This is a genomic window from Mucilaginibacter calamicampi (assembly GCF_042676765.1).
GTDB lineage: Bacteria > Bacteroidota > Bacteroidia > Sphingobacteriales > Sphingobacteriaceae > Mucilaginibacter > Mucilaginibacter calamicampi.
The window spans coordinates 163890-183373 of sequence record NZ_JBHTHU010000009.1; the positions used below are offsets into that span (position 1 = coordinate 163890).

The following is a 19484-nucleotide window of genomic DNA, read 5'->3' on the forward strand; positions in this document are numbered from 1 at the left end:
GGGTGAATATATAAAGGAAATATCAGATTTCAAACAGGTGTTTTTCAGCGTGATATGACGAGCGTACCAGCGGCCCGCTCTCTACATATCTAAAACCCTTGCTTAATCCAACTTCCTTATAAAAGGCAAACTGATCCGGATGTATCCAGTCAACCACGGGATGATGACTGCGTGTAGGCTGTAAATATTGGCCTAATGTTAAAATTTGTACGCCTGCGGTAAGCAGATCATCCATAGCTTCTAAAACATCAGCTTCTGTTTCGCCCAGGCCAAGCATAATGCCCGATTTTGTACGTAAACCAGCCTGTGATATGTGCTTTAACGCTTCAAGACTACGGTCGTATTTTGCTTGTATACGTACCTCGCGGGTAAGGCGCCTTACGGTTTCAAGGTTATGCGATACCACCTCGGGGCGTGTTGCCAGCACCAGCGCCAGGTTATCCCAATTACCTCTAAAATCAGGTAGCAAAGTCTCTAAAGTGGTGCCCGGGCTTTGCTGGCGGATAGCGTTTATAGTTTCGGCCCAAATGATTGAGCCACCGTCTTTTAGGTCGTCGCGGTCAACAGATGTTATAACGCAATGCTTTACCTGCATTAGCTTAACCGAATTAGCAACGCGGTTCGGCTCATCGGTGTCTACTGCCAGCGGTCTTCCGGTGGCTACGGCGCAAAATGAGCATGACCGGGTGCATATGTTACCTAAGATCATAAAGGTAGCGGTACCGGCACCCCAGCACTCGCCCATATTAGGGCAATTGCCGCTTTCGCAAATAGTATGCAATTTATGATCATCAACTAAACCACGTACATGAGCATATTCCTTCCCGGTTGGAAGCTTTACTCTTAGCCAGTCTGGCTTACGCGTTTGTTGATTAGCTGGAACTACCGGCAATTCTATCATGGTACAAAAGTAGTTAAAAACCTTTTAACGGTTTTAATGGCGTGCGTAAATATTACAGAACGTTGATGTAAACATATTTAGAGCTTTTAGTGCTGAGAAACAACTAAAAGTTGTACGATAGATCGGCCCATTGAGACAGTTTTATTTTCGGGGTAAGCATCTGACCCAACTTATCATAAACCATATCAGATGACAGGCCTTGGTTACGCAAGTGTTGAATTGATGTTGCCCCTGTCGATTTTGAAAGCTTTGCATCACTATCAGCAAGTAATAATTTGTGGTGATGAAAAGTTATTTGATTGAATGCATTTATATCCAAAACAGCAGCGAGATAATGTTGGGCGATGGTAGAGGGCCAAAGATCCTCGCCCCGTACAATGAGATCTACATCAAAGTGAATGTCATCCATAAGGGATGTTAATTGATAGGCCGTATACCCATCTTTTTTCCTCACGATAAAGTTTTTCATATCTGCAGGCAATGGCAAATTTATTGTGCCCCCTGTAAGCGTATTGATGAATAAAACCCTGTCATCAGTAAGTATACGCCATGCAGCCCCCGCGGTTTCAAGCGGGACATTTAATTGAGCACAGTTACATTCATATCCGGCAGTTTGCAGTTGTTTGCGCGAGCATAAGCATGCAAAAATGTTACCGCTTTGCTTTAATTTATCAAGGGCCGGCTGATAAATGCTCAATCGCAATAACTGCGACCATTGATTTATGTACTCATCCAAACTAGACGGCCCCCGCTGCCACGCGATATTCAGAAAGCTGAGTGTTTCAAAAATGTCGTTTACGTACGCTGTCTCTGTCCTTTCACGGTCAAGATCGTCTATGCGCAATAAAATTTCAGCTCCGGTTTGGTTAGCAATGGCCGCGGTAAGCGCAAACGAGTAGGCATTTCCTAAATGCAGATACCCGCTTGGCGTAGGCGCAATCCTTGTTAATTTAAATTGTTTGCCCATTAAGGCGCTGTTAATTAATATGTAAAGCTGCCTGTACCTGGTTAAAGTTGTTCAAATTAAGCCCGGGGTTATTGGCCATCATATTGGTTAGTGATGTGCCCGGAATAATAACAAACCTAAAATCAAGGCCCGAAGCAGCAAAGTTGGCCTTAACGTCAACATAACCAACCCCATACGACGTGAGGCTTAACGTATTTCCCGCTTCATTATATGGCAAGGCATTCCATGATGTAGATGTGCCGGTATTTCTAAAATAAGCCAATACAATGCCTGTATTGACAATGCTTTGGGTAATAGCCGGTAAATTGAAACGGGTATTGCCCACCAGCACTACACTTTTATTAGTAAAAAGATAGTTGGCTACAACGGCGCTTTGTCCGTCGGCACCATCTTTTCCATCAGCACCATCTTTTCCGTCAGCACCGGCCGGTCCGGTCGCTCCCTGTGGCCCGTCAGCACCGGTAGCTCCTGTAGCCCCGGTGGCCCCTGTTGTGCCGGCGGCTCCTGTAGCCCCCGTTGCCCCTGTTGCGCCGGTGGCTCCTGTAGCCCCTTGCGGGCCGGGAGCGCCTGAAGCCCCTGTCGCGCCGGTGGCACCCGGAGGCCCGGCAGCACCGGTATCACCTTTAGGTCCGTCGGGGCCGGTTTTGCCGCACGATGCAATGATTAGCGTGGTAAATAATAAAGTTGACAGCAGGTATTTTACTTTCATATATAAGTTTTTATTGGGGTTTATTTTATTGTGTTTGTGTATTGCGATAGCCAAGCCTTATGGCTAACCGTCATTTCTTTTAAATATATTAATTTAACGTCACGGAGCGAGATATTTAACAACTGTTTATAAATGAGGTGTTTTTGATGAAACATATCTTTTAATTTTTCGTTAAATTCATAAAACAATCTCTCTTATGAACAATATTGGCAACTTGCACAACAAAGTGCACAAATGGCTAAATGCCATCGGATTCAGATTAAACACTTCCCAAACCAATAAGCGAAGCAAGGTAACAACCAATCATTATTTTTTTGAAACATTTAATTTACTGGAAAAAAGCAAATCCGGTGATCAAAAGAATTCAAAATTTTTATGCTTCGATATGTATGGCGAAAAAATCAATGTCCGGTCGCTACTTGATCTGCAAACAGCTTTTTTTGAAAATATAAGTCAGTTAAAATAATATAAACGCAGGTTAAATCCTTCGTTTTAAAGTAAGCAATACCCTCTCGGTTGTTTTATCGCGGTATAATTCCAGCAGAAGTGTGCGCCCGTCTCTTGATTTAAGCAGATCGTCAATTTGTTGCATATTCATTTTGCCAACTGGCTTTAAATTTATTGATACTATTTCATCCTCTACCTGTATGCCCATTTCTTCGGCAACTGAACCTTCATCAACTTTTTCAACTATCAGGTGTTCAAAATTTTCTCCATTGGCATGGTAGCTTATTCCTGTCATGTCATGTTCAAAAGGAAGCTTGAAATACATATTGGACTTTAAATACATCAGATTATTTTGATAATCGAATATAATGTCAAACCGCTTAAGTATCCCCACGCCTATGCTGCCATCGCGTTGTACAGATATTTTAAATGATGGGTCGTCAGAGGGGAAGGAAGCAATTACGCTGTTAATATTATATTTCCCCAGGGCTATACTGCTTATACGCCCTAAATGACCGTCAATTAAGCCGTTTAAACCTACGCCTAAATTCGCTTTGATTGATTTTTGTGGCAGAGTGGTTATTTTTTCTAATGACACAGGATGCCCCGCTCCCAGATCAACTAATAATTTGTTGGTTTTTTTGTTTCCGTTGGTTAAAGTAACCTGGGTTTTTATATACGGCTTGCCCTCCTCTACAGTTATGGGTATTTTTTCTGCCCCCCTGAAAATATGCATGCCGCCTGGCCGGGTGATTACCAGCGTGCTATCTACAAAGCTGATTTTTACGGCAAGTTTTTTAAAAAAATCGGCCCCAAGCAAACCATGGATGGGTATACCGGCATAATTAGATAGCCCAAAAAAATCCTCTTTTAATATAGCCGCTGATACATCCCGGCTAACCAATTTACCGGCGATGTCAATATTCACCAATGGGGCAATTACGGCTTCATAATTGTCGCGCTCGCCTAATCCGGCTATTGTTATGGTGCGTTTATTTGCAATATTCAAAGAATCAATAAGCTTATGATCGGTAATAAGCATCAACCCGACACCCGTGTCGAGTATAAAATTGTAGGGCCCTTTACTGTTTATTTTTAGCGGTACAACCACCATGCTGCGTATCAGTTTGAAGTTGATAGATACGCGATTTTTCTTACCGATAATGTCAAATTGCTGCGCCCATGCTGATGAAGCGCAGCAGATAAGCGTCAATAAAAATAAAAGGGTGTTATATTTTACAGCCCGCGACATTATTAACTGATAATTATAATTGGCTATTAAAATTACAAATTTTAATGAGCAAAAAGGAATTAACCTAACTTACAATTAGTTACCCTTGTCTGTAGGGGTTTTAAGTTTACCCTCCAATTGCGGATTTTGCGGAGGCAACTCCTTAACTACGGCTTCAACTTCTGTTTGTTTAACGTACACGGCGTATGGGGCAGGCTCAATTTTACTGCCTATAGCTTCGGCGTATACCTGTGTAAACTCCGCGCCAATGTATAGAATGGCCGATGTGTAGTAGATCCAAACTAAAATAACGATAAGTGATCCGGCAGCCCCGTAAACTGATCCCTGGGCTGTGTATTGTATGTATATGCCAATTAAATATTGTCCCAACATAAAGAGTACGGCAGTAAAAAAAGCGCCTATGCGTACATCTTTCCATCTGATCTTAACATCAGGTAAAAATTTAAATATGATGGCAAACAGTATAGAGATTATGATGGCCTCAACCGCCATGTTAACCCCCTTTAATAACAGCCCGGTTATTGCCGGTAAAAAGTGTTCAATGCGGGCGCTTAAAGCATCCACCAGTAAGTTTATCAACAGCGACGCCAGCAACAGGAAGCCTAAACTGATAATGAGTGAGAAGGAAAGAAACCTGTTTTGAAGCATTTTTACCCAACCTTTTTTGGGTTTAGCCTTAACCCGCCATATGGTATTCAACGAGTCCTGTATCTCAATAAATATGCTGCTTGCACCAAGCATAAGCGTGGCAATACCCAATACAAACCCCAATGTGCTTTTACCGCTAAGTTTTAATGCTGTTACGGTAGTATGCAGTTGCGTAGCGGCGTCTTTACCTACAAATCTGCCCAGATCCTGGTAAAGCGAATCGCCCTTTGCCATTGGAAAAAGCCCCACTATAGCTATCAACAAAAACAACAATGGTGCTATAGAGAATACGGTATAATAAGCTAAAGAAGCGCTCAGCTTTAACCCGTTATCATCAGAAAAGCCGGTAAACGTTGCAACTAAAACCTTCCAGAATCTTTTCATATACTCTTTATTAATTATCATTTTAAATGAGATATATTTGTATAGTACGCATGAATTTTTAAATATACTTCTTTGCTCATGAAAAGATACGTTTCTTCTATACGCATACTTACTGTTATAATTTGTTGCTTATTGCTAAGCAATTTTAATGCCCTTGCGCAGAAAACCAGCGTTTGGATTGTAATGCATGCTGAAACGGGCAAGCAGGATGTTTTAAATTCGGCAGGGCAGGCCCGCGCGGAGGAGTTGGCTAAAATATTAAAACGCGAAAAGTTACAGGCCATTTATATTGACGAAACTAAGGCAGCGCAACAAACTGCCGACGTATTAGGCCAGAAGGCAAAAATACTTCCGCGTGTTTATGCTGATAGCATCAAAGCGTTAGCCGACAAGATAAAAAAGAATTTTGTGGGTAATAAAGTGTTGGTAGTGGCCAAATATAATAATGTTATACCCTTGCTCTCCGCTTTAGGGGCCGCGTCGCCTTTTTCTGGTGTAGCCGCTAATGATAATGACCTTATGTTTACTGTTACTTTAAATGCCAACTCCGGTAAAGTTGACCTTTTTATAAGTCATTACGGTAAAAAACAGCATTCAACAGAAATACCTCAGCAATATATTTTGGAGAGCTTTTACCCATCATTTGTTCCCCCTACAAATAGTCATTAGTAAGCTTTGCAGTAGGTTAATGGTGCGATACGATCAATAGATCAAGGTCTTTGCATGGCAGGGAAAAACGTTCGGCAACGTACTTGTTAGTGAGATTGCCCTGATAGATATAAACAGACTCCCGTACGCCCGCTTTTTGCCATATTACATTCTTTATACCGCCTTGTTCGCCTATATCGAGTAAAATAGGGGCAAAAATATTGGTAAGCGCATAGGTTGCCGTACGTGCAACACGCGATGCTATATTGGGCACACAATAGTGGATAACATCGTACTTGCGGAAAACAGGATGGGTATGGTTGGTAATTTCGGATGTTTCAAAACAGCCACCCTGATCTATGCTCACATCAATAATTACCGAGTTGGGTTTCATGCGGCTTACTGTAGCTTCTGATACGATGCAAGGGCTGCGGCCATCTTCGGCACGCATGGCACCAATAGCCACATCACAGGTGGTGATAGCTTTTTCTAATACAATAGGCTGTACAACGGATGTAAATACCCTTGCGCCAATATTATTTTGCAGGCGGCGAAGCTTATAGATTGATGGGTCGAAAACCTTCACTTCAGCGCCGAGGGATATGGCTGTACGGGCAGCATATTCGCCTACGGTGCCGGCACCTAAAATAACAATTTCTGTAGGCGGAACGCCCGTAATGCCACCTAACATCAGGCCCTTACCACCAAAAATATTACTCAGGTATTCCGCGGCTATCAAAATAGAGGTTGCCCCCACAATTTCACTCATAGCGCGTACCACCGGCAAAGAGTCGCCCTCGTCTTTCAGATGCTCAAAACACAAAGCGGTTATCTTTTTCGCCATCATAGCCTGCAGGCACTCGGCTTTCATGGTTGAGATCTGCAGTGCGGATATTAAGATCTGACCGGGTTTCATCAGCTCAATTTCCTGCAGGGTAGGCGGAGCTATTTTAATGATTATGTCAGCCTCGTAAACCTTTTTTGTTTCGAATACTATTTGCGCGCCCTGTTCGGCATAATCCTTATCTAAAAACTTTGCGGCTTTTCCGGCGTTGCTTTCCAGCATAACGTCGTGCCCGTTGTTTACCAGCAAGGCTACAGACAATGGCGTAAGTGGTATGCGGTTCTCCTGAAAAGAGACCTCTTTGGGAATACCTATGTATAGTTTGTTTTTTTTGTTTTTTACCTCAAGCATTGACTCCTGAGGTTGCATCATAGCTTGTTTGGCTACATCTGAGAACCCACTGTATTTCCCTGAACTCATAACGCGTTATTTATGGCCGATGAAGATAAGAAAAAAACATTAAAATGCTTCAAATGATATCGTCCGGGTAGCGTCATTTAAAACGCTGATGGTTATATTGATATAATGAGCCGGGAGCATATCCGGAATCTTTTCCGGCCATTCAATAAAACAGTAGTCGCCAGAGTAAAAATATTCTTCACATCCCATATCCAGGGCCTCCGTTTGATTTTTAAGGCGGTAAAAATCAAAATGATAAATACGATCTTTTGCACGCTCATATTCATTTACTATAGCGAATGTGGGGCTGCTAACGGAGGCTGCTACACCTAATTCAGCACAAACCGACTTTATCAGCGTAGTTTTGCCTGCGCCCATATCACCATGAAATAAAAATATACGTGTATCTCCGGCGTAACTTAGAAGCTGTTGCGCAATGGTAGGGAGATCAGAAAGGGATGTGGCTGTTAACGTCACTTATGTTCTAATTCAAATCGTTATTGCATGATATGAGTGTCAAAAATAAGAATATTATTCTCCTTTTCTCTCGTGCCATATCGTGGGGTTACGACTTGTGTGAAAAACAGCAAACACCTCTACAAAATGAGCTTCTTTGTTAATAGTAAAGTGAATCAAAAATGGGAATTTCTTCACCAGCACACAGTGAACATCCTCATAGCGCACACTGTAACCCTCTGCGCGTTTCTTTAATATTTCAATTTGTTGTTTCACGTTTTTTTGGTAGCGGGAACCCAATCCAGGGACTTGTTTATTATAGCAATTACTAGCCTCCTGAATATCTGATAAAGCTTCTGGGCTGATCTTTATCTTATACGAAGTCATTTATGGCAGTAGCGTTTTCGAAGCTTCATCCCAATCCAGCATGCTTTCAGGATTTTTCCTGGCTTTTTTAATGCGATCCGAAACTAACAGTTGATGCTCCAAAGGAATAGTATTGCTCTCATCCCAAATTAACTCATTTAACTTTAGTTTTTCTGCAGGGCTGAGTTGTTTTACAGCATTGACAATCTGCTGGAAGTTTATCTGTATATTAATCTTGGCAGTATCCATAGTAGTACACCTTTATTCAAAATTAAGCAAAATAATCAACATTACTTTGGCCCATAAGTAACCACCGGAATGATCATTTCTTCTAATGAGATGCCGCCATGCTGGAAGGTTTCATTATAAAAATTAACAAAGTGGTTGTAGTTGTTGGGATAAACAAAAAAAGTGTCCTCTTTAGCAAAAACAAAACTTGAGCTCACATGTAGCTTAGGCAGCATAGCATCATGCGGGTTGCGAATGTGAAAAACATCCTTCGGATTAAAGTTAAGATTACGGCCCTGCTTGTAGCGCAAATTGGTGTTGGTATTCCTATCGCCTATTATTTTGCTTGCTTTTTTAACGCGGATGGTGCCATGGTCGGTAGTAATTATTACCCGCGCCTGTTTCTGGCTTAAAAACTTAAGCAGATCAAACAACGGTGAATGCTCAAACCATGATAATGTAAGCGACCTGTAAGCGGCATCGTCGCTCGCCAGTTCGCGTATCATCTGCATATCGGTACGCGCATGCGAAAGCATATCTACAAAGTTGTAAACCACAACGTTCAGGTCGTTCTTCATCAGATTGTTTACGGAATCATTTAGCGAACGCCCTTCATCAATATTCAATATTTTGTGGTAAGAGTGCTTAACATCTTTACGTAAAACGCGACTTAACTGATCACTTAAAAAATCAGCCTCAAACAAATTCTTGCCCCCTTCGTCCTCATCGTTCTGCCACTTGTCCGGAAAACGCTTTTCCATTTCCAACGGCATTAAACCGGCAAATATAGAGTTACGGGCATATTGCGTTGCTGTAGGTAAAATGCTGTAGTAAGTATCCTCTTCCTCTAAACGGAAGTATTCTGAGATGATAGGGTTGATGATCTTGAACTGGTCAAAACGCAAATTATCAATCAGTATAAAAAACAGCGGGCCTTTGCCATCCAGTTTAGGAAACACCTTCTTTTTAAAAAGCTGACTTGAATTGGTTGGCGCATTATCCGGGTTTTTTATCCAGCCCAGGTAGTTCTTCTCAACAAACTTGCAAAACTGTGTGTTGGCCTCGGCCTTTTGCAGGGTAAGTATTTCGTGCATGCCTGCATCTTCCAGTTGCTGCAGTTCCAGCTCCCAGTATATCAGTTTCTTGTAAACATCAACCCATTCCTGGTAGCTAAGGCTTTCATTCAGGGTAATACCCAGGTTCCTGAAATCCTGCTGATAAGCCATGGTTGTGCGCTCAGTAACCAGGCGTTTGTTTTCAGTCAGTTTTTTTATGGTGAGGAGTATTTGCTTTGGGTTAACAGGCTTTATCAGGTAATCATCAATTTTTGATCCTATGGCGTCCTCCATCAGATACTCTTCTTCACTTTTAGTGATCATAACTATAGGCACATCATTATTAATATTTTTAATGCGCGCCAGCGTTTCAATACCGGTGAGGCCGGGCATATTCTCATCTAAAAAAACCAGATCAAAATAATCTTTGGTAAAAGCCTCTATAGCGTCATGGCCGTTGGTAACCGTGGTTACCTTGTAGCCTTTTTCACTTAAAAAAAGCACATGTGGTTTTAACAGATCAATCTCGTCATCGGCCCAAAGTATGGTAGTATCCTGCATCGTATATTGTATAAATCAAATAAAAGTAACTGTTTTAAACAGCGTTTAATCTGTAATTTAACCCCAAAGCAAGTAATTTGTTACGGTTAATACCATGCAATTAACATAAATTAACATAACCGTGTTAATCAGTTTATTTATTTTGGCATTTTTGCAACATATAATCTGCATTTGAACAAGCGAAAGATAATTAACGACCCGGTTTACGGGTTCATCACCATACCATCAGACCTGGTGTTCGACCTGATTGAACATCCGTACTTTCAACGCCTAAGGTATATAAAGCAGTTGGGTATGACGCATTTGGTTTATCCGGGCGCGTTACACACCCGCTTTCACCATGCATTGGGTGCAATGCACTTAATGAAGTTGTCTATAGAGGTACTACGCTCAAAAGGCCATGAGATTACTGCTGATGAAGAAGAAGGCGTAACCATAGCAATTCTGCTACATGATGTTGGGCATGGCCCTTTCTCGCACGCGTTAGAGCATACACTGGTTGAAGGGCTATCGCACGAGCATATTTCCGTTATGTTGATGGATAGGTTAAACCAGCAGTTTACCGGGCAGCTAAACACCGCAATAAGCATTTTTAAAGGGACTTACGCGAAAGGCTTTTTGCACGAACTGGTATCAAGCCAGCTGGATATGGACAGGTTGGACTATCTGAACCGGGATAGCTTTTTCACCGGGGTATCCGAAGGCGTTATAAGTTCTGACAGGATAATAAAAATGCTGAATGTAAAAGACGGGCATATAGTTATTGAGGAGAAGGGAATTTATTCGGTAGAGAAGTTTTTAATAGCCCGCCGCCTGATGTACTGGCAGGTATACCTGCATAAAACGGTAATAGCCGCAGAGCAGCTGCTTGTTAAGATATTGCAACGCAGCAGGGAGCTGGTTGAGCAAGGCAGCCGGCTTTTTGCTACACCGGCCCTGGAATACCTGCTTACCAATAAAATAACCAGCGATGCGTTGATGGAGGCTGATCATCATCTGGAGATATTTACGGCACTGGATGATACAGATATCATGTCGGCAGTGAAAGTTTGGGCTACCAATGAAGATTTTGTTTTGGCAAAACTTTGTACAGATTTTGTGCAACGCAAGCTTTTTCATGTTGATGTTACAGCACAGCCTGTTGCAAAGGGATATATTGATGAGTTAATAGAAAAAGCCGTCAATAAATATAAAATATCAAAAGCAGAAGCAGGTTATTTTGTTTTTTCTGATTCGATACGTAACGATGCCTATCAACCCGGCGACGGCAACATACGTATCTTGTTGAAAAACGATAAGATAATTGATATTACTGCTGCAAGTGATAACTCTAATCTGGAAGCCCTGGCTAAAACAGTTAAGAAGTATATACTTTGTTACAGTAAGGATCTGATGTTTGAAGATTAGCGCTTAAAGATTGAAGATTAGTGACTTGCCGGCTTAGTATTTTGGTAAGTTATATGACAAAACCGATCTTTAATCTTCAATCATTAATCTTTAACAACTAAATAATATAAATTTGCGGCAATGCAGTTTACAGCACAGGATATAGCGTTTATACTTAACGGAAAAGTTGAGGGCGATCCTCTTATCGCAGTTAGCCAACTGGCCAAAATAGAAGAGGCTACGCCGGGCAGCTTAACATTTTTGGCTAATCCCAAATATGAGCAGTATCTGTACACCACCAACGCGTCAATTGCTATTGTAAATGATAGCCTTGAGCTTAGCGGGCCGGTAAAGGCCACACTAATACGTGTAGAAAACGCCTATAGTGCTTTTACAGTTTTGCTTGAAAAGTATAATACCTATAAGCTGCATAAAGAAGGTATAGAGCAACCCAGCTTTATTCACGAAACCGCGGTTTTAGGCGAAAATGTTTACATAGGAGCCTTTGCCTACATTGGTGCCGGGGTAAAAATTGGCGATAATAGTAAGATATATCCGCATACGTACATTGGCGATAATGCCGGCATTGGTGCAAATACCACGCTTTTTGCTAATGTTAAAGTTTATTTTGATTGCGTTTTAGGTAACAATGTAACAATACACTCCGGTGCTGTAATTGGTAGCGATGGTTTTGGTTTTGCACCTAACGCTGATGGTACTTACACCAAAATAGCGCAAATTGGCAACGTTATTCTGGAAGATGATGTAGAGGTTGGCTCCAATACCACTGTAGACCGGGCTACCATGGGATCAACCATAATACGCAAAGGTGCCAAGTTGGATAATTTGATACAGATAGCCCACAATGTTGATATTGGCTCAAACACGGTTATTGCGGCCCAAACGGGTATATCAGGCAGCACAAAATTGGCTGAAAATGTGATATTAGGCGGACAGGTAGGTGTAGTAGGGCATATAACCATTGCCAAAGGCACACAAGTTCAGGCTCAGTCTGGAATAAGCAGGACTATAAAAGAAGAAAACACAAAGTTAGCGGGCTCGCCTGCATTTGCGTATAGCAGTAACATGCGTTCTAACGTTGTATTGCAAAGATTACCCGAGTTAGAAAGACGAGTTATTGAATTAGAAAAAATAATAGCAGAACTGCGCAAGGCAGATTGATTAGTCAATAGTCTTGGTCATTATAGGGCAGCTTTTTAGCCAAACCAATGACCAATGACCTGTGACAAATGACCAACAAGAATGAATATTAAACAAAAAACTATTAAAGCGCCTATAACTGTTTCGGGCGCGGGTTTGCATACAGGCGAAAAAGTTACCATGACGTTCCATCCGGCAGCGGAGAATCATGGCTATAAATTCAGGAGGGTTGATGTAGAGGGAATGCCTATAATTGATGCCGATGTAGATAACGTTACCGATACGTCACGCGGCACCACGCTGTCGCAAAACGGTGCCAGTGTAAGCACTATTGAGCACGTATTAGCGGCTTTAGTAGGTTTAGAGGTTGATAATGTGCTGATAGATATGGATGGCCCCGAAACGCCGATAATGGATGGCAGCTCTATACAATTTGTTGATGCTATTTTAAATGCCGGATTGGTAGAACAGGAAGCCGACCGCGAATACTATCACATCCCCTATAATATTCATTATTCTGAACCCGACCGCAAGGTGGATATGGTAGCCATGCCTTTGGATGATTACCGTTTTACCTGCATGGTAGACTATAACTCGCAGGTGTTAGGTAGCCAGCATGCCAGTATATCGTCAATAACCGAGTTTGTTAAAGAGATTGCATCATGCCGTACTTTTTGCTTTTTGCATGAGCTGGAAATGCTTTTAAAGCACGACCTGATAAAAGGTGGCGATTTGAATAACGCTATAGTTGTGGTTGATAAAGATGTGGACGAAGCCGAACTGGCACATTTGGCGAAACTGTTTAACCGTAAGGATATTAAGGTTGCCCCGCAGGGTATACTGAATAATATTGAGCTTCGCCACCAAAACGAGCCGGCGCGCCACAAGCTGCTGGACATGATTGGCGATTTGGCTTTAGTAGGCGTTCCGCTGCGCGGACATATTATGGCGGCAAGGCCAGGGCACGCGGCTAATGTGGCATTCGCCAAAAAAATAAAAACACTTATAAAAAAGGAACGTAGCCGCAAGCACTTTAAGGTTTACGATCCGAATATGAAGCCGGTTTATGATACCGTGCAGATAATGAAAATACTGCCGCATCGTCAGCCTATGCTGCTTATTGATAAGATATTGGAACTATCAAAAAGCCATGTAGTAGGTTTGAAGAATGTTACCATGAACGAGGAGATCTTTAAGGGCCATTTCCCTGATGCACCATTGTTCCCGGGTGTTTTGCAAATTGAAGCCATGGCGCAAACCGGCGGCATACTCGTATTGAACACTGTGCCCGATCCGGAAAATTACATTACCTTGTTTTTAAAAATAGAAAACGCCAGGTTTAAAGATAAGGTTGTGCCCGGCGATACGTTAATATTCCATTGTAACCTGTTAGCGCCTATACGCCGCGGCATCGCACAAATGAAAGGAATTGGTATGGTGGGCGAGCGTGTTGTGGTGGAAGCTGAGTTAATGGCCCAGATAGTTAAAAAACAAATAGCAGAATAAGCGCATGATCCAACCTTTAGCATATATACATCCGCAGGCAAAAATAGCCGACAATGTTGTTATAGAACCCTTTGTTACCATCCATAAGGATGTGGAAGTTGGCGAAGGAACCTGGATAGGCTCAAACTCTGTTATTATGGATGGAGCCCGTATTGGCAAAAACTGCCGTATTTTTCCGGGTGCTGTTGTTTCGGCACCACCGCAGGATCTGAAGTACAAAGGCGAACCCAGTACTGTTACTATAGGCGATAATACCGTCATCCGCGAATGCGTAACACTTAACCGTGGTACGGCATTAGATAAAAACACCACTACTATTGGCAGCAATTGTTTGTTGATGGCTTATGTACACGTAGCGCACGATTGTGTTATTGGCGATAATGTAATTATAGCTAACTCGGTACAGCTGGCCGGCCATATTAATGTTTACGATTACGCCTTTATCGGCGGAACATCAGCAGTACACCAGTTTGTTGAGATCGGTGCGCACAGCATGATCTCCGGCGGTTCACTGGTGCGTAAAGACGTACCTCCCTTTACCAAAGCAGGAAGAGAGCCTTTGTCATATATCGGTATCAATTCGGTTGGTTTGCGCCGCAGGGGGTTCTCTGCAGAATCCATCAATGAGATCCAGGAGATCTACCGCATCATCTTCCTTAAGAAATATAATGTTACCAAAGCGCTGGATATTATTGAAGCTGAGTTTAACCCAACTGTTGAGCGCGACGAGATCATCAACTTTGTATCCAACTCTCAGCGTGGTATTATGAAGGGGTTTGGGATATAATTTAAGTCCATGGACAATAGTCGATAGTCCATGGATCGATCAACTATGGTCTATCGACTATGGACTATGGACAACCAAATAAACATTACCTTAGAAAACATCGGACGCCGCTTTAATCGCGACTGGATATTTAGGGGGATAGACTACACTTTTACAAGCGGAGAGAGTTACGCTGTACTTGGGTCTAATGGCTCGGGCAAATCAACCTTGCTGCAAATACTGAACGGCAGCCTTTCTCCATCAGCAGGCGAGATCATTTTTTTAAATAACGGACAGAAAATCGAGGTAGAAAAGGTATTCAAATACCTTAGCCTGGCCGCACCCTACCTGGAGTTGATAGAAGAATTTTCGTTGGAAGAGGTAATTGATTTTCATTTCAAATTTAAGCCGTATAAAGCAGGCATAGATAAGAATAACATAATAGAGCTACTTAGCTTGCCGGGTAGAAAAAATAAACTGGTAAGGCACTTTTCTTCGGGTATGAAGCAGCGTCTAAAGCTTGCGCTGGCCTTTTGCTCGGATACGCCAATGCTGATGCTGGATGAGCCCACATCTAATTTAGATACACAGGGTGTTGACTGGTATTTAAGCCTGGTGCAGCAATTTGCGCAGGGCCGTTTAACCATTGTATGCTCTAACCAGGAGCATGAATACAGCTTTTGTAAACATCGCTTAAGCATATCAGATTATAAATAAACTATGACAATCAAAACCCTGCTGGAATTATACGGTATTGTTGCGGGTGTTACGTGGATTGGAGTTATAATTTACCTGATAGCTGGGTTCAAAAAAATAAAACACCTTAAAGATCAACCGCTCAGTACCACATTTCCGCCCCTGGCTATTATTATACCTGTACGCAACGAAGAGGAAAATCTTGAAAAAGCCCTGCAAAGTGTGTGCAATATTAATTACCCCAGCTATCGCATCATAGCGGTTAATGACAGGTCGACCGATAGCACAGGTGAGATATTAGAAAAGCTAAATAAGCGTTATCCGCAACTTACAGTAACCACTATTACTGATTTGCCAAAAGGTTGGCTGGGAAAAAACAATGCCTTATACCAAGGTTATTTATCAAGCGCAGAAGAGTGGATGCTTTTTACTGATGCGGATGTGGAATACCATCCGGATGCTATAAATAAGGCCATGTGCTACGCTTTAAAGAATGATTTAGATAACCTGGCGGTGTTACCGAATGTTATTTCGCGGTCGGGTTTGCTGAATAGCGTACTATCTACATTTTCTATCATGCTCATGATGTACCTACGCCCGTGGGATGCTATTAAACCGGGCACAAACGCTCATATTGGTGTTGGAGCTTTTTGTTTGGTTAAGCGCCAGGGCTACGAAAAAGCCGGTACGCATCAGCGCATCAAACTTCGACCCGACGATGATGTTATGTTAGGCAATAATATTAAACAAGCGGGATTACGGCAGGATGTTTTAGGCGGCAGGGATACAGTTGGCCTGGAATGGTACACCAGTTTGAAACAGTTTGTTGATGGGTTGATGAAAAATACATATGCTACAGCAGGCTACAATCCAATAATGGCAATAGGGTATATCATGGCTTGTATAGTATGCTTTACGCTGCCCATACCGGCTATACTCATTTTTGGTGAAGGATATATTAAGTTATTGGCGGTAATAGTTTTGCTTACACAGGTAATTTATATGCTAATTATAAAACCTAATAAGTGGTGGTACGCGCTTATTATTCCGTTTGCCGGTTTGCTAATGGGCTATATATTTTTAAGGTCCATGTTTATTACCATAAAGCAGGGGGGTATATACTGGCGCGATAGCTTTTATTCGCTGGATGAACTGCGTGGTCATTAGTCATTGGTCATTTGTTGTTCAATTCGCTATTCTTCGCCAACTGTTAATTCCATCGGGTCTCCAGGTAAGGAATGACTGGTGAACGATGACAAATGACCACTCGCCACTTGTAACTTTCGCCTTAACTCCCTAAGTTTGCGCCTCAATTATATTTTGTTATGTCTAAAGCATCCGAAGTAAAAAATGGCAATATCCTCCGTTTTAATGGGGAGTTACTACAGGTAGAAGAGTTTTTACACCGCACACCCGGCAATTTGCGCGCTTTTTACCAGGCCCGTATGCGCAATGTAAAAAGCGGTAAACTGGTTGAATACCGTTTCCGTACAGACGAGGAGGTTGATATTGCCCGGGTTGAAACCAACAACTACCAATATCTTTATGACGACGGCGATCAGTTAGTGATAATGGATAACAGCACTTACGATCAGCATAACGTGCCTAAGGCATTGTTTGGCCCCGCGGTAAAGTTTTTGAAGGAGGGAATGAACGTTATTGTGGCCTTTGAAAGCGAAGAGCCTATAATGGGCCAAATACCCGGATCGGCCGAGTTAGAGATCACTTACACCGAGCCTGCTGTTAAAGGCGATACCTCAACCGGCGCGCTTAAAAAAGCTACTGTTGAAACCGGCGCCGAAATTAATGTGCCTTTGTTCATCAACATTGGCGATAAAGTTAAGGTGGATACCGCAAGTGGTTCCTACGTAGAAAGAGTTAAAGGATAAGAAGTTCTTCCTGACCCCTAAACGGGGAGAAATAATTTAGAAGCTCCCGCAAGGGGGCTTTTTTTTATTAAAGATATTAAACGCGGTGTTGCAGAAATATAGGCAACACTTTGCAACACTTGCAACAGCATTTTTTGCAAATAATTGATAATTAATTATTTATAACTATTGAATGTTTAAACATGCAACACTTTGCAACACACTTATTCGTCAGGAAATTTAACTGTAAGTGAGATGCAAATATTTGATTTTTAAATACTTGTGTTTTATTGTGGTGCTGCAACAGTAACTAATTCAACCAGCGCTTATCTCCCGCCACTTTTAAGGCTTCGGCCTTGCTGTTTACTGCAAGTTTTTGATAAATGTTTTTAATATGGCTACGAACGGTTTCTTTGCTGATGAAAAGATCAAGCGCTATTTTAGAATAGCTTTTGCCTTCGGCTATTCCACGTAAAACTTCTTGTTCTCTTTCTGAAAGGGGCGAATCATTAGCCCGTGTAAAAGATTGCACCACCATTTTAGCGATGCGCAAGCTCATTGGAGCGCCACCGGCTAAAGCCTCACTAATATTTTTAATGATATCATCAGTGTCTGAGTTTTTGATGATATAACCACCCGCTCCGGCGCATAAAGATCTAAACACTTTGTCGCTGTCTTCCAACACAGTAATTATAAGCACTATGCAACCGGGCAGCAGTTTTTTTACCCGTAGCGTACCTTCTATACCGTCAATGCCGGGCAGGTCTATGTCCATCAGTACCAGGTTAGGGTTATCTATTAAAAGGGTGCGCAACGCGTCTTCGCAAGTGCCGTATTGGCCTGAAACATGATACCCGGGCGTGCCGTCAATTACAGCGGCAAAACCTTCCCGAATCCTTGGGTTATCTTCTATAATAGTAATTCTTTTATCCATGTTATAAAAGCTGCGCACTTCTAACCGGTGCTGTAATTCCTATTCTTGTACCTTCGCCGGTCTTTAAAATATCCAATGTAAAACCATTCTTTTTGCAGCGCTTTTCTATATTGCCCAGTCCGTAATGCTCCCGGTCAGGGCTGCCGGTTTTCCATGTGCCATTGTCATTTAACGTTAGGCAAACAGTTTGCGGCTGGCAAGTCAGCGTTAAATGCACTATCGTCGCCCCTGAGTGCTCTGTAACATTCGTCATGGCTTCCTTAAAAATAAATATAAGGTTAAGCGCGGCCGAAGGGTCCAACTGCAAGCGTTCGCAGGGTTCGGTATCTGATGAAAAAGCAATGTCGAATTGGTTGTAATATAACTGGCCATAACCGGTCAGGTAATCAAAAAGCTCGGCGGGGTCATCGCTGTTATGGTTAAGCTGCCACAAAAAATCTTTACTGCTGGCATAAAGGCGTTTGCTGTTTTTAATAATGCTCTCAACAATCAGCTGAACGTCGTCGCGTTCAATTAACTTTAACTTAAGCATAGATGCCTGGCGGGTAATGGCCGACAGCATATTGCCCGTCTCGTCATGAAAGTCAGTAGCCAGCGTTTCGCGCATGCTGTTTAGTTGCTCAGTACGCTGTTTAACGGCATCGTCAAGAACGCTTATTTTCTCTTCCTGTAAGGACTTTATTTTCAGCCTGTCGCGTTCCTGGTCTAATTGCAGGTAAGCCAGAAAGCCTCCAAAAAATATAGTAATAAGGCAGTTCATGATCAAGGCATATAAAGCGTCGCCGCGGGTGTGGCCCACTAATTGGGTGTTGTGGTAAATAATATAAAATAAGATCAGGTTAGTGAAAATGGCCCACCACCCGTAACGTTTATCCGCCCAAATCGCGCAAAGCAAATACATATGCAGTAGACTTACATTCGAAGAAAATATCTGCCCGGAATCTCTGATCCATTCGTAAATAATAAAATAGGTCACCAGTGCTGTAATGCTCATGGGCACACGGTAATGTCCAAGATAACGGCTGCAAAACAAGGTGATGATAACAAGCGCACCGTTAACCAGATAGCCGAGGTATGGTTTGTTCAGATAATAAAGTGGAACAGGGAAAAGCAGTACCAAAGGTAATCCTATCAAGCAGGTGCTTACAACTACCCTAAACTCATGATATTGAGAATGGCTGATATTACTGCGCATCGCCGCAGGCATAAAGAAAGTTACAATACGCTCAAACATTTGGATTAAAAGTAAAGTATTTCCGGTTGCTTAAGTTATTTTGAGTTTAAAATCCCCCAAACTGCGGT

The 19484-nt window shown here is 42.3% G+C and carries 20 protein-coding genes; 8 read left to right on the plus strand and 12 right to left on the minus strand.

Translation table 11 applies throughout. The annotated features are described in order from the left end of the window. Positions 1 to 22 precede the first annotated feature (22 nt). From lipA to ACFQZS_RS12810, 5 genes are all read right to left on the minus strand, one after another. A complete protein-coding gene (gene lipA, locus ACFQZS_RS12790; protein WP_377100817.1) occupies positions 23 to 901 on the minus strand; it encodes a lipoyl synthase in 879 nt (292 codons plus the stop codon). A 103-nt stretch (positions 902 to 1004) separates the two neighbouring features. Further along, entirely contained in the window at positions 1005 to 1868 is an 864-nt protein-coding gene (locus tag ACFQZS_RS12795; RefSeq protein WP_377100819.1) for a glutamate--tRNA ligase family protein, read from the minus strand. Between the two features lie 10 nt (positions 1869 to 1878). Then, positions 1879 to 2577, minus strand: coding sequence for a hypothetical protein (locus ACFQZS_RS12800; protein ID WP_377100821.1), 699 nt, complete (start codon positions 2575 to 2577; stop codon positions 1879 to 1881). A 478-nt stretch (positions 2578 to 3055) separates the two neighbouring features. Beyond that, positions 3056 to 4276: an aspartyl protease family protein gene (locus ACFQZS_RS12805; RefSeq protein ID WP_377100822.1), complete on the minus strand. Its 1221-nt coding sequence runs from the start codon at positions 4274 to 4276 to the stop codon at positions 3056 to 3058. Positions 4277 to 4351: 75 nt separating this feature from the next. Next, positions 4352 to 5308 (minus strand): YihY/virulence factor BrkB family protein, encoded by a 957-nt coding sequence (locus ACFQZS_RS12810; protein WP_377100824.1) that lies wholly within the window; start codon positions 5306 to 5308, stop codon positions 4352 to 4354. 78 nt (positions 5309 to 5386) lie between these two features. Here ACFQZS_RS12810 and ACFQZS_RS12815 point away from each other — a divergent pair, with 78 nt between their 5' ends. Then, on the plus strand, positions 5387 to 5977 hold the full coding sequence (locus ACFQZS_RS12815) for a hypothetical protein (protein WP_377100826.1): 591 nt from the start codon (positions 5387 to 5389) through the stop codon (positions 5975 to 5977). 16 nt (positions 5978 to 5993) lie between these two features. On the opposite strand, the gene ACFQZS_RS12820 is transcribed toward ACFQZS_RS12815, so the two are convergent. From ACFQZS_RS12820 to porX, 5 genes are read right to left on the minus strand one after another with little or no spacing between them, the layout of a single operon-like run. Continuing rightward, a complete protein-coding gene (locus ACFQZS_RS12820) occupies positions 5994 to 7220 on the minus strand; it encodes an alanine dehydrogenase (RefSeq protein WP_377100828.1) in 1227 nt (408 codons plus the stop codon). A 39-nt stretch (positions 7221 to 7259) separates the two neighbouring features. Next, positions 7260 to 7676, minus strand: coding sequence for a tRNA (adenosine(37)-N6)-threonylcarbamoyltransferase complex ATPase subunit type 1 TsaE (tsaE, locus tag ACFQZS_RS12825; protein ID WP_377100830.1), 417 nt, complete (start codon positions 7674 to 7676; stop codon positions 7260 to 7262). Between the two features lie 54 nt (positions 7677 to 7730). Next, positions 7731 to 8042 carry a type II toxin-antitoxin system RelE/ParE family toxin gene (locus ACFQZS_RS12830; RefSeq protein WP_377100832.1) on the minus strand — a complete coding sequence of 104 codons (312 nt, stop codon included), beginning with the start codon at positions 8040 to 8042 and terminating at the stop codon, positions 7731 to 7733. Further along, positions 8043 to 8270 (minus strand): addiction module protein, encoded by a 228-nt coding sequence (locus ACFQZS_RS12835; protein ID WP_377100834.1) that lies wholly within the window; start codon positions 8268 to 8270, stop codon positions 8043 to 8045. It lies immediately after the preceding gene. Between the two features lie 41 nt (positions 8271 to 8311). Then, entirely contained in the window at positions 8312 to 9865 is a 1554-nt protein-coding gene (gene porX / locus ACFQZS_RS12840; RefSeq protein WP_377100836.1) for a T9SS response regulator signal transducer PorX, read from the minus strand. A 171-nt stretch (positions 9866 to 10036) separates the two neighbouring features. On the opposite strand from porX, the gene ACFQZS_RS12845 reads away from it, so the two are divergent. From ACFQZS_RS12845 to efp, 7 genes are all read left to right on the plus strand, one after another. Further along, entirely contained in the window at positions 10037 to 11272 is a 1236-nt protein-coding gene (locus ACFQZS_RS12845) for an HD domain-containing protein (RefSeq protein ID WP_377100838.1), read from the plus strand. A gap of 120 nt (positions 11273 to 11392) precedes the next feature. After that, positions 11393 to 12433 (plus strand): UDP-3-O-(3-hydroxymyristoyl)glucosamine N-acyltransferase, encoded by a 1041-nt coding sequence (gene lpxD / locus ACFQZS_RS12850; RefSeq protein WP_377100840.1) that lies wholly within the window; start codon positions 11393 to 11395, stop codon positions 12431 to 12433. Between the two features lie 81 nt (positions 12434 to 12514). Continuing rightward, positions 12515 to 13918, plus strand: coding sequence for a bifunctional UDP-3-O-[3-hydroxymyristoyl] N-acetylglucosamine deacetylase/3-hydroxyacyl-ACP dehydratase (locus tag ACFQZS_RS12855; RefSeq protein ID WP_377100842.1), 1404 nt, complete (start codon positions 12515 to 12517; stop codon positions 13916 to 13918). Positions 13919 to 13922: 4 nt separating this feature from the next. After that, positions 13923 to 14705 carry an acyl-ACP--UDP-N-acetylglucosamine O-acyltransferase gene (gene lpxA, locus ACFQZS_RS12860; RefSeq protein ID WP_294791603.1) on the plus strand — a complete coding sequence of 261 codons (783 nt, stop codon included), beginning with the start codon at positions 13923 to 13925 and terminating at the stop codon, positions 14703 to 14705. A gap of 78 nt (positions 14706 to 14783) precedes the next feature. Then, positions 14784 to 15401, plus strand: coding sequence for an ABC transporter ATP-binding protein (locus ACFQZS_RS12865; protein WP_377100864.1), 618 nt, complete (start codon positions 14784 to 14786; stop codon positions 15399 to 15401). Positions 15402 to 15404: 3 nt separating this feature from the next. Next, positions 15405 to 16547 carry a glycosyltransferase gene (locus ACFQZS_RS12870; RefSeq protein ID WP_377100844.1) on the plus strand — a complete coding sequence of 381 codons (1143 nt, stop codon included), beginning with the start codon at positions 15405 to 15407 and terminating at the stop codon, positions 16545 to 16547. Between the two features lie 158 nt (positions 16548 to 16705). Beyond that, positions 16706 to 17269: an elongation factor P gene (gene efp / locus ACFQZS_RS12875; RefSeq protein ID WP_377100845.1), complete on the plus strand. Its 564-nt coding sequence runs from the start codon at positions 16706 to 16708 to the stop codon at positions 17267 to 17269. Between the two features lie 289 nt (positions 17270 to 17558). Here efp and ACFQZS_RS12880 read toward each other — a convergent pair whose 3' ends face one another. After that, a complete protein-coding gene (locus tag ACFQZS_RS12880; protein ID WP_377100847.1) occupies positions 17559 to 18182 on the minus strand; it encodes a response regulator transcription factor in 624 nt (207 codons plus the stop codon). Between the two features lies 1 nt (position 18183). Further along, complete coding sequence (locus ACFQZS_RS12885; protein ID WP_377100849.1) at positions 18184 to 19416, minus strand: sensor histidine kinase; 1233 nt, start codon at positions 19414 to 19416, stop codon at positions 18184 to 18186. Positions 19417 to 19484 lie beyond the last annotated feature (68 nt).

Excerpts from the sequence above, each read along its gene's own strand:
- lipA (WP_377100817.1), bottom strand. The coding sequence starts at position 901 with ATGATAGAATTGCCGGTAGTTCCAGCTAATCAACAAACGCGTAAGCCA.
- ACFQZS_RS12795 (WP_377100819.1), bottom strand. The coding sequence starts at position 1,868 with ATGGGCAAACAATTTAAATTAACAAGGATTGCGCCTACGCCAAGCGGG.
- ACFQZS_RS12800 (WP_377100821.1), bottom strand. The coding sequence starts at position 2,577 with ATGAAAGTAAAATACCTGCTGTCAACTTTATTATTTACCACGCTAATC.
- ACFQZS_RS12805 (WP_377100822.1), bottom strand. The coding sequence starts at position 4,276 with ATGTCGCGGGCTGTAAAATATAACACCCTTTTATTTTTATTGACGCTT.
- ACFQZS_RS12810 (WP_377100824.1), bottom strand. The coding sequence starts at position 5,308 with ATGAAAAGATTCTGGAAGGTTTTAGTTGCAACGTTTACCGGCTTTTCT.
- ACFQZS_RS12815 (WP_377100826.1), top strand. The coding sequence starts at position 5,387 with ATGAAAAGATACGTTTCTTCTATACGCATACTTACTGTTATAATTTGT.
- ACFQZS_RS12820 (WP_377100828.1), bottom strand. The coding sequence starts at position 7,220 with ATGAGTTCAGGGAAATACAGTGGGTTCTCAGATGTAGCCAAACAAGCT.
- ACFQZS_RS12830 (WP_377100832.1), bottom strand. The coding sequence starts at position 8,042 with ATGACTTCGTATAAGATAAAGATCAGCCCAGAAGCTTTATCAGATATT.
- ACFQZS_RS12835 (WP_377100834.1), bottom strand. The coding sequence starts at position 8,270 with ATGGATACTGCCAAGATTAATATACAGATAAACTTCCAGCAGATTGTC.
- porX (WP_377100836.1), bottom strand. The coding sequence starts at position 9,865 with ATGCAGGATACTACCATACTTTGGGCCGATGACGAGATTGATCTGTTA.
- lpxD (WP_377100840.1), top strand. The coding sequence starts at position 11,393 with ATGCAGTTTACAGCACAGGATATAGCGTTTATACTTAACGGAAAAGTT.
- ACFQZS_RS12855 (WP_377100842.1), top strand. The coding sequence starts at position 12,515 with ATGAATATTAAACAAAAAACTATTAAAGCGCCTATAACTGTTTCGGGC.
- lpxA (WP_294791603.1), top strand. The coding sequence starts at position 13,923 with ATGATCCAACCTTTAGCATATATACATCCGCAGGCAAAAATAGCCGAC.
- ACFQZS_RS12870 (WP_377100844.1), top strand. The coding sequence starts at position 15,405 with ATGACAATCAAAACCCTGCTGGAATTATACGGTATTGTTGCGGGTGTT.
- efp (WP_377100845.1), top strand. The coding sequence starts at position 16,706 with ATGTCTAAAGCATCCGAAGTAAAAAATGGCAATATCCTCCGTTTTAAT.
- ACFQZS_RS12880 (WP_377100847.1), bottom strand. The coding sequence starts at position 18,182 with ATGGATAAAAGAATTACTATTATAGAAGATAACCCAAGGATTCGGGAA.
- ACFQZS_RS12885 (WP_377100849.1), bottom strand. The coding sequence starts at position 19,416 with ATGTTTGAGCGTATTGTAACTTTCTTTATGCCTGCGGCGATGCGCAGT.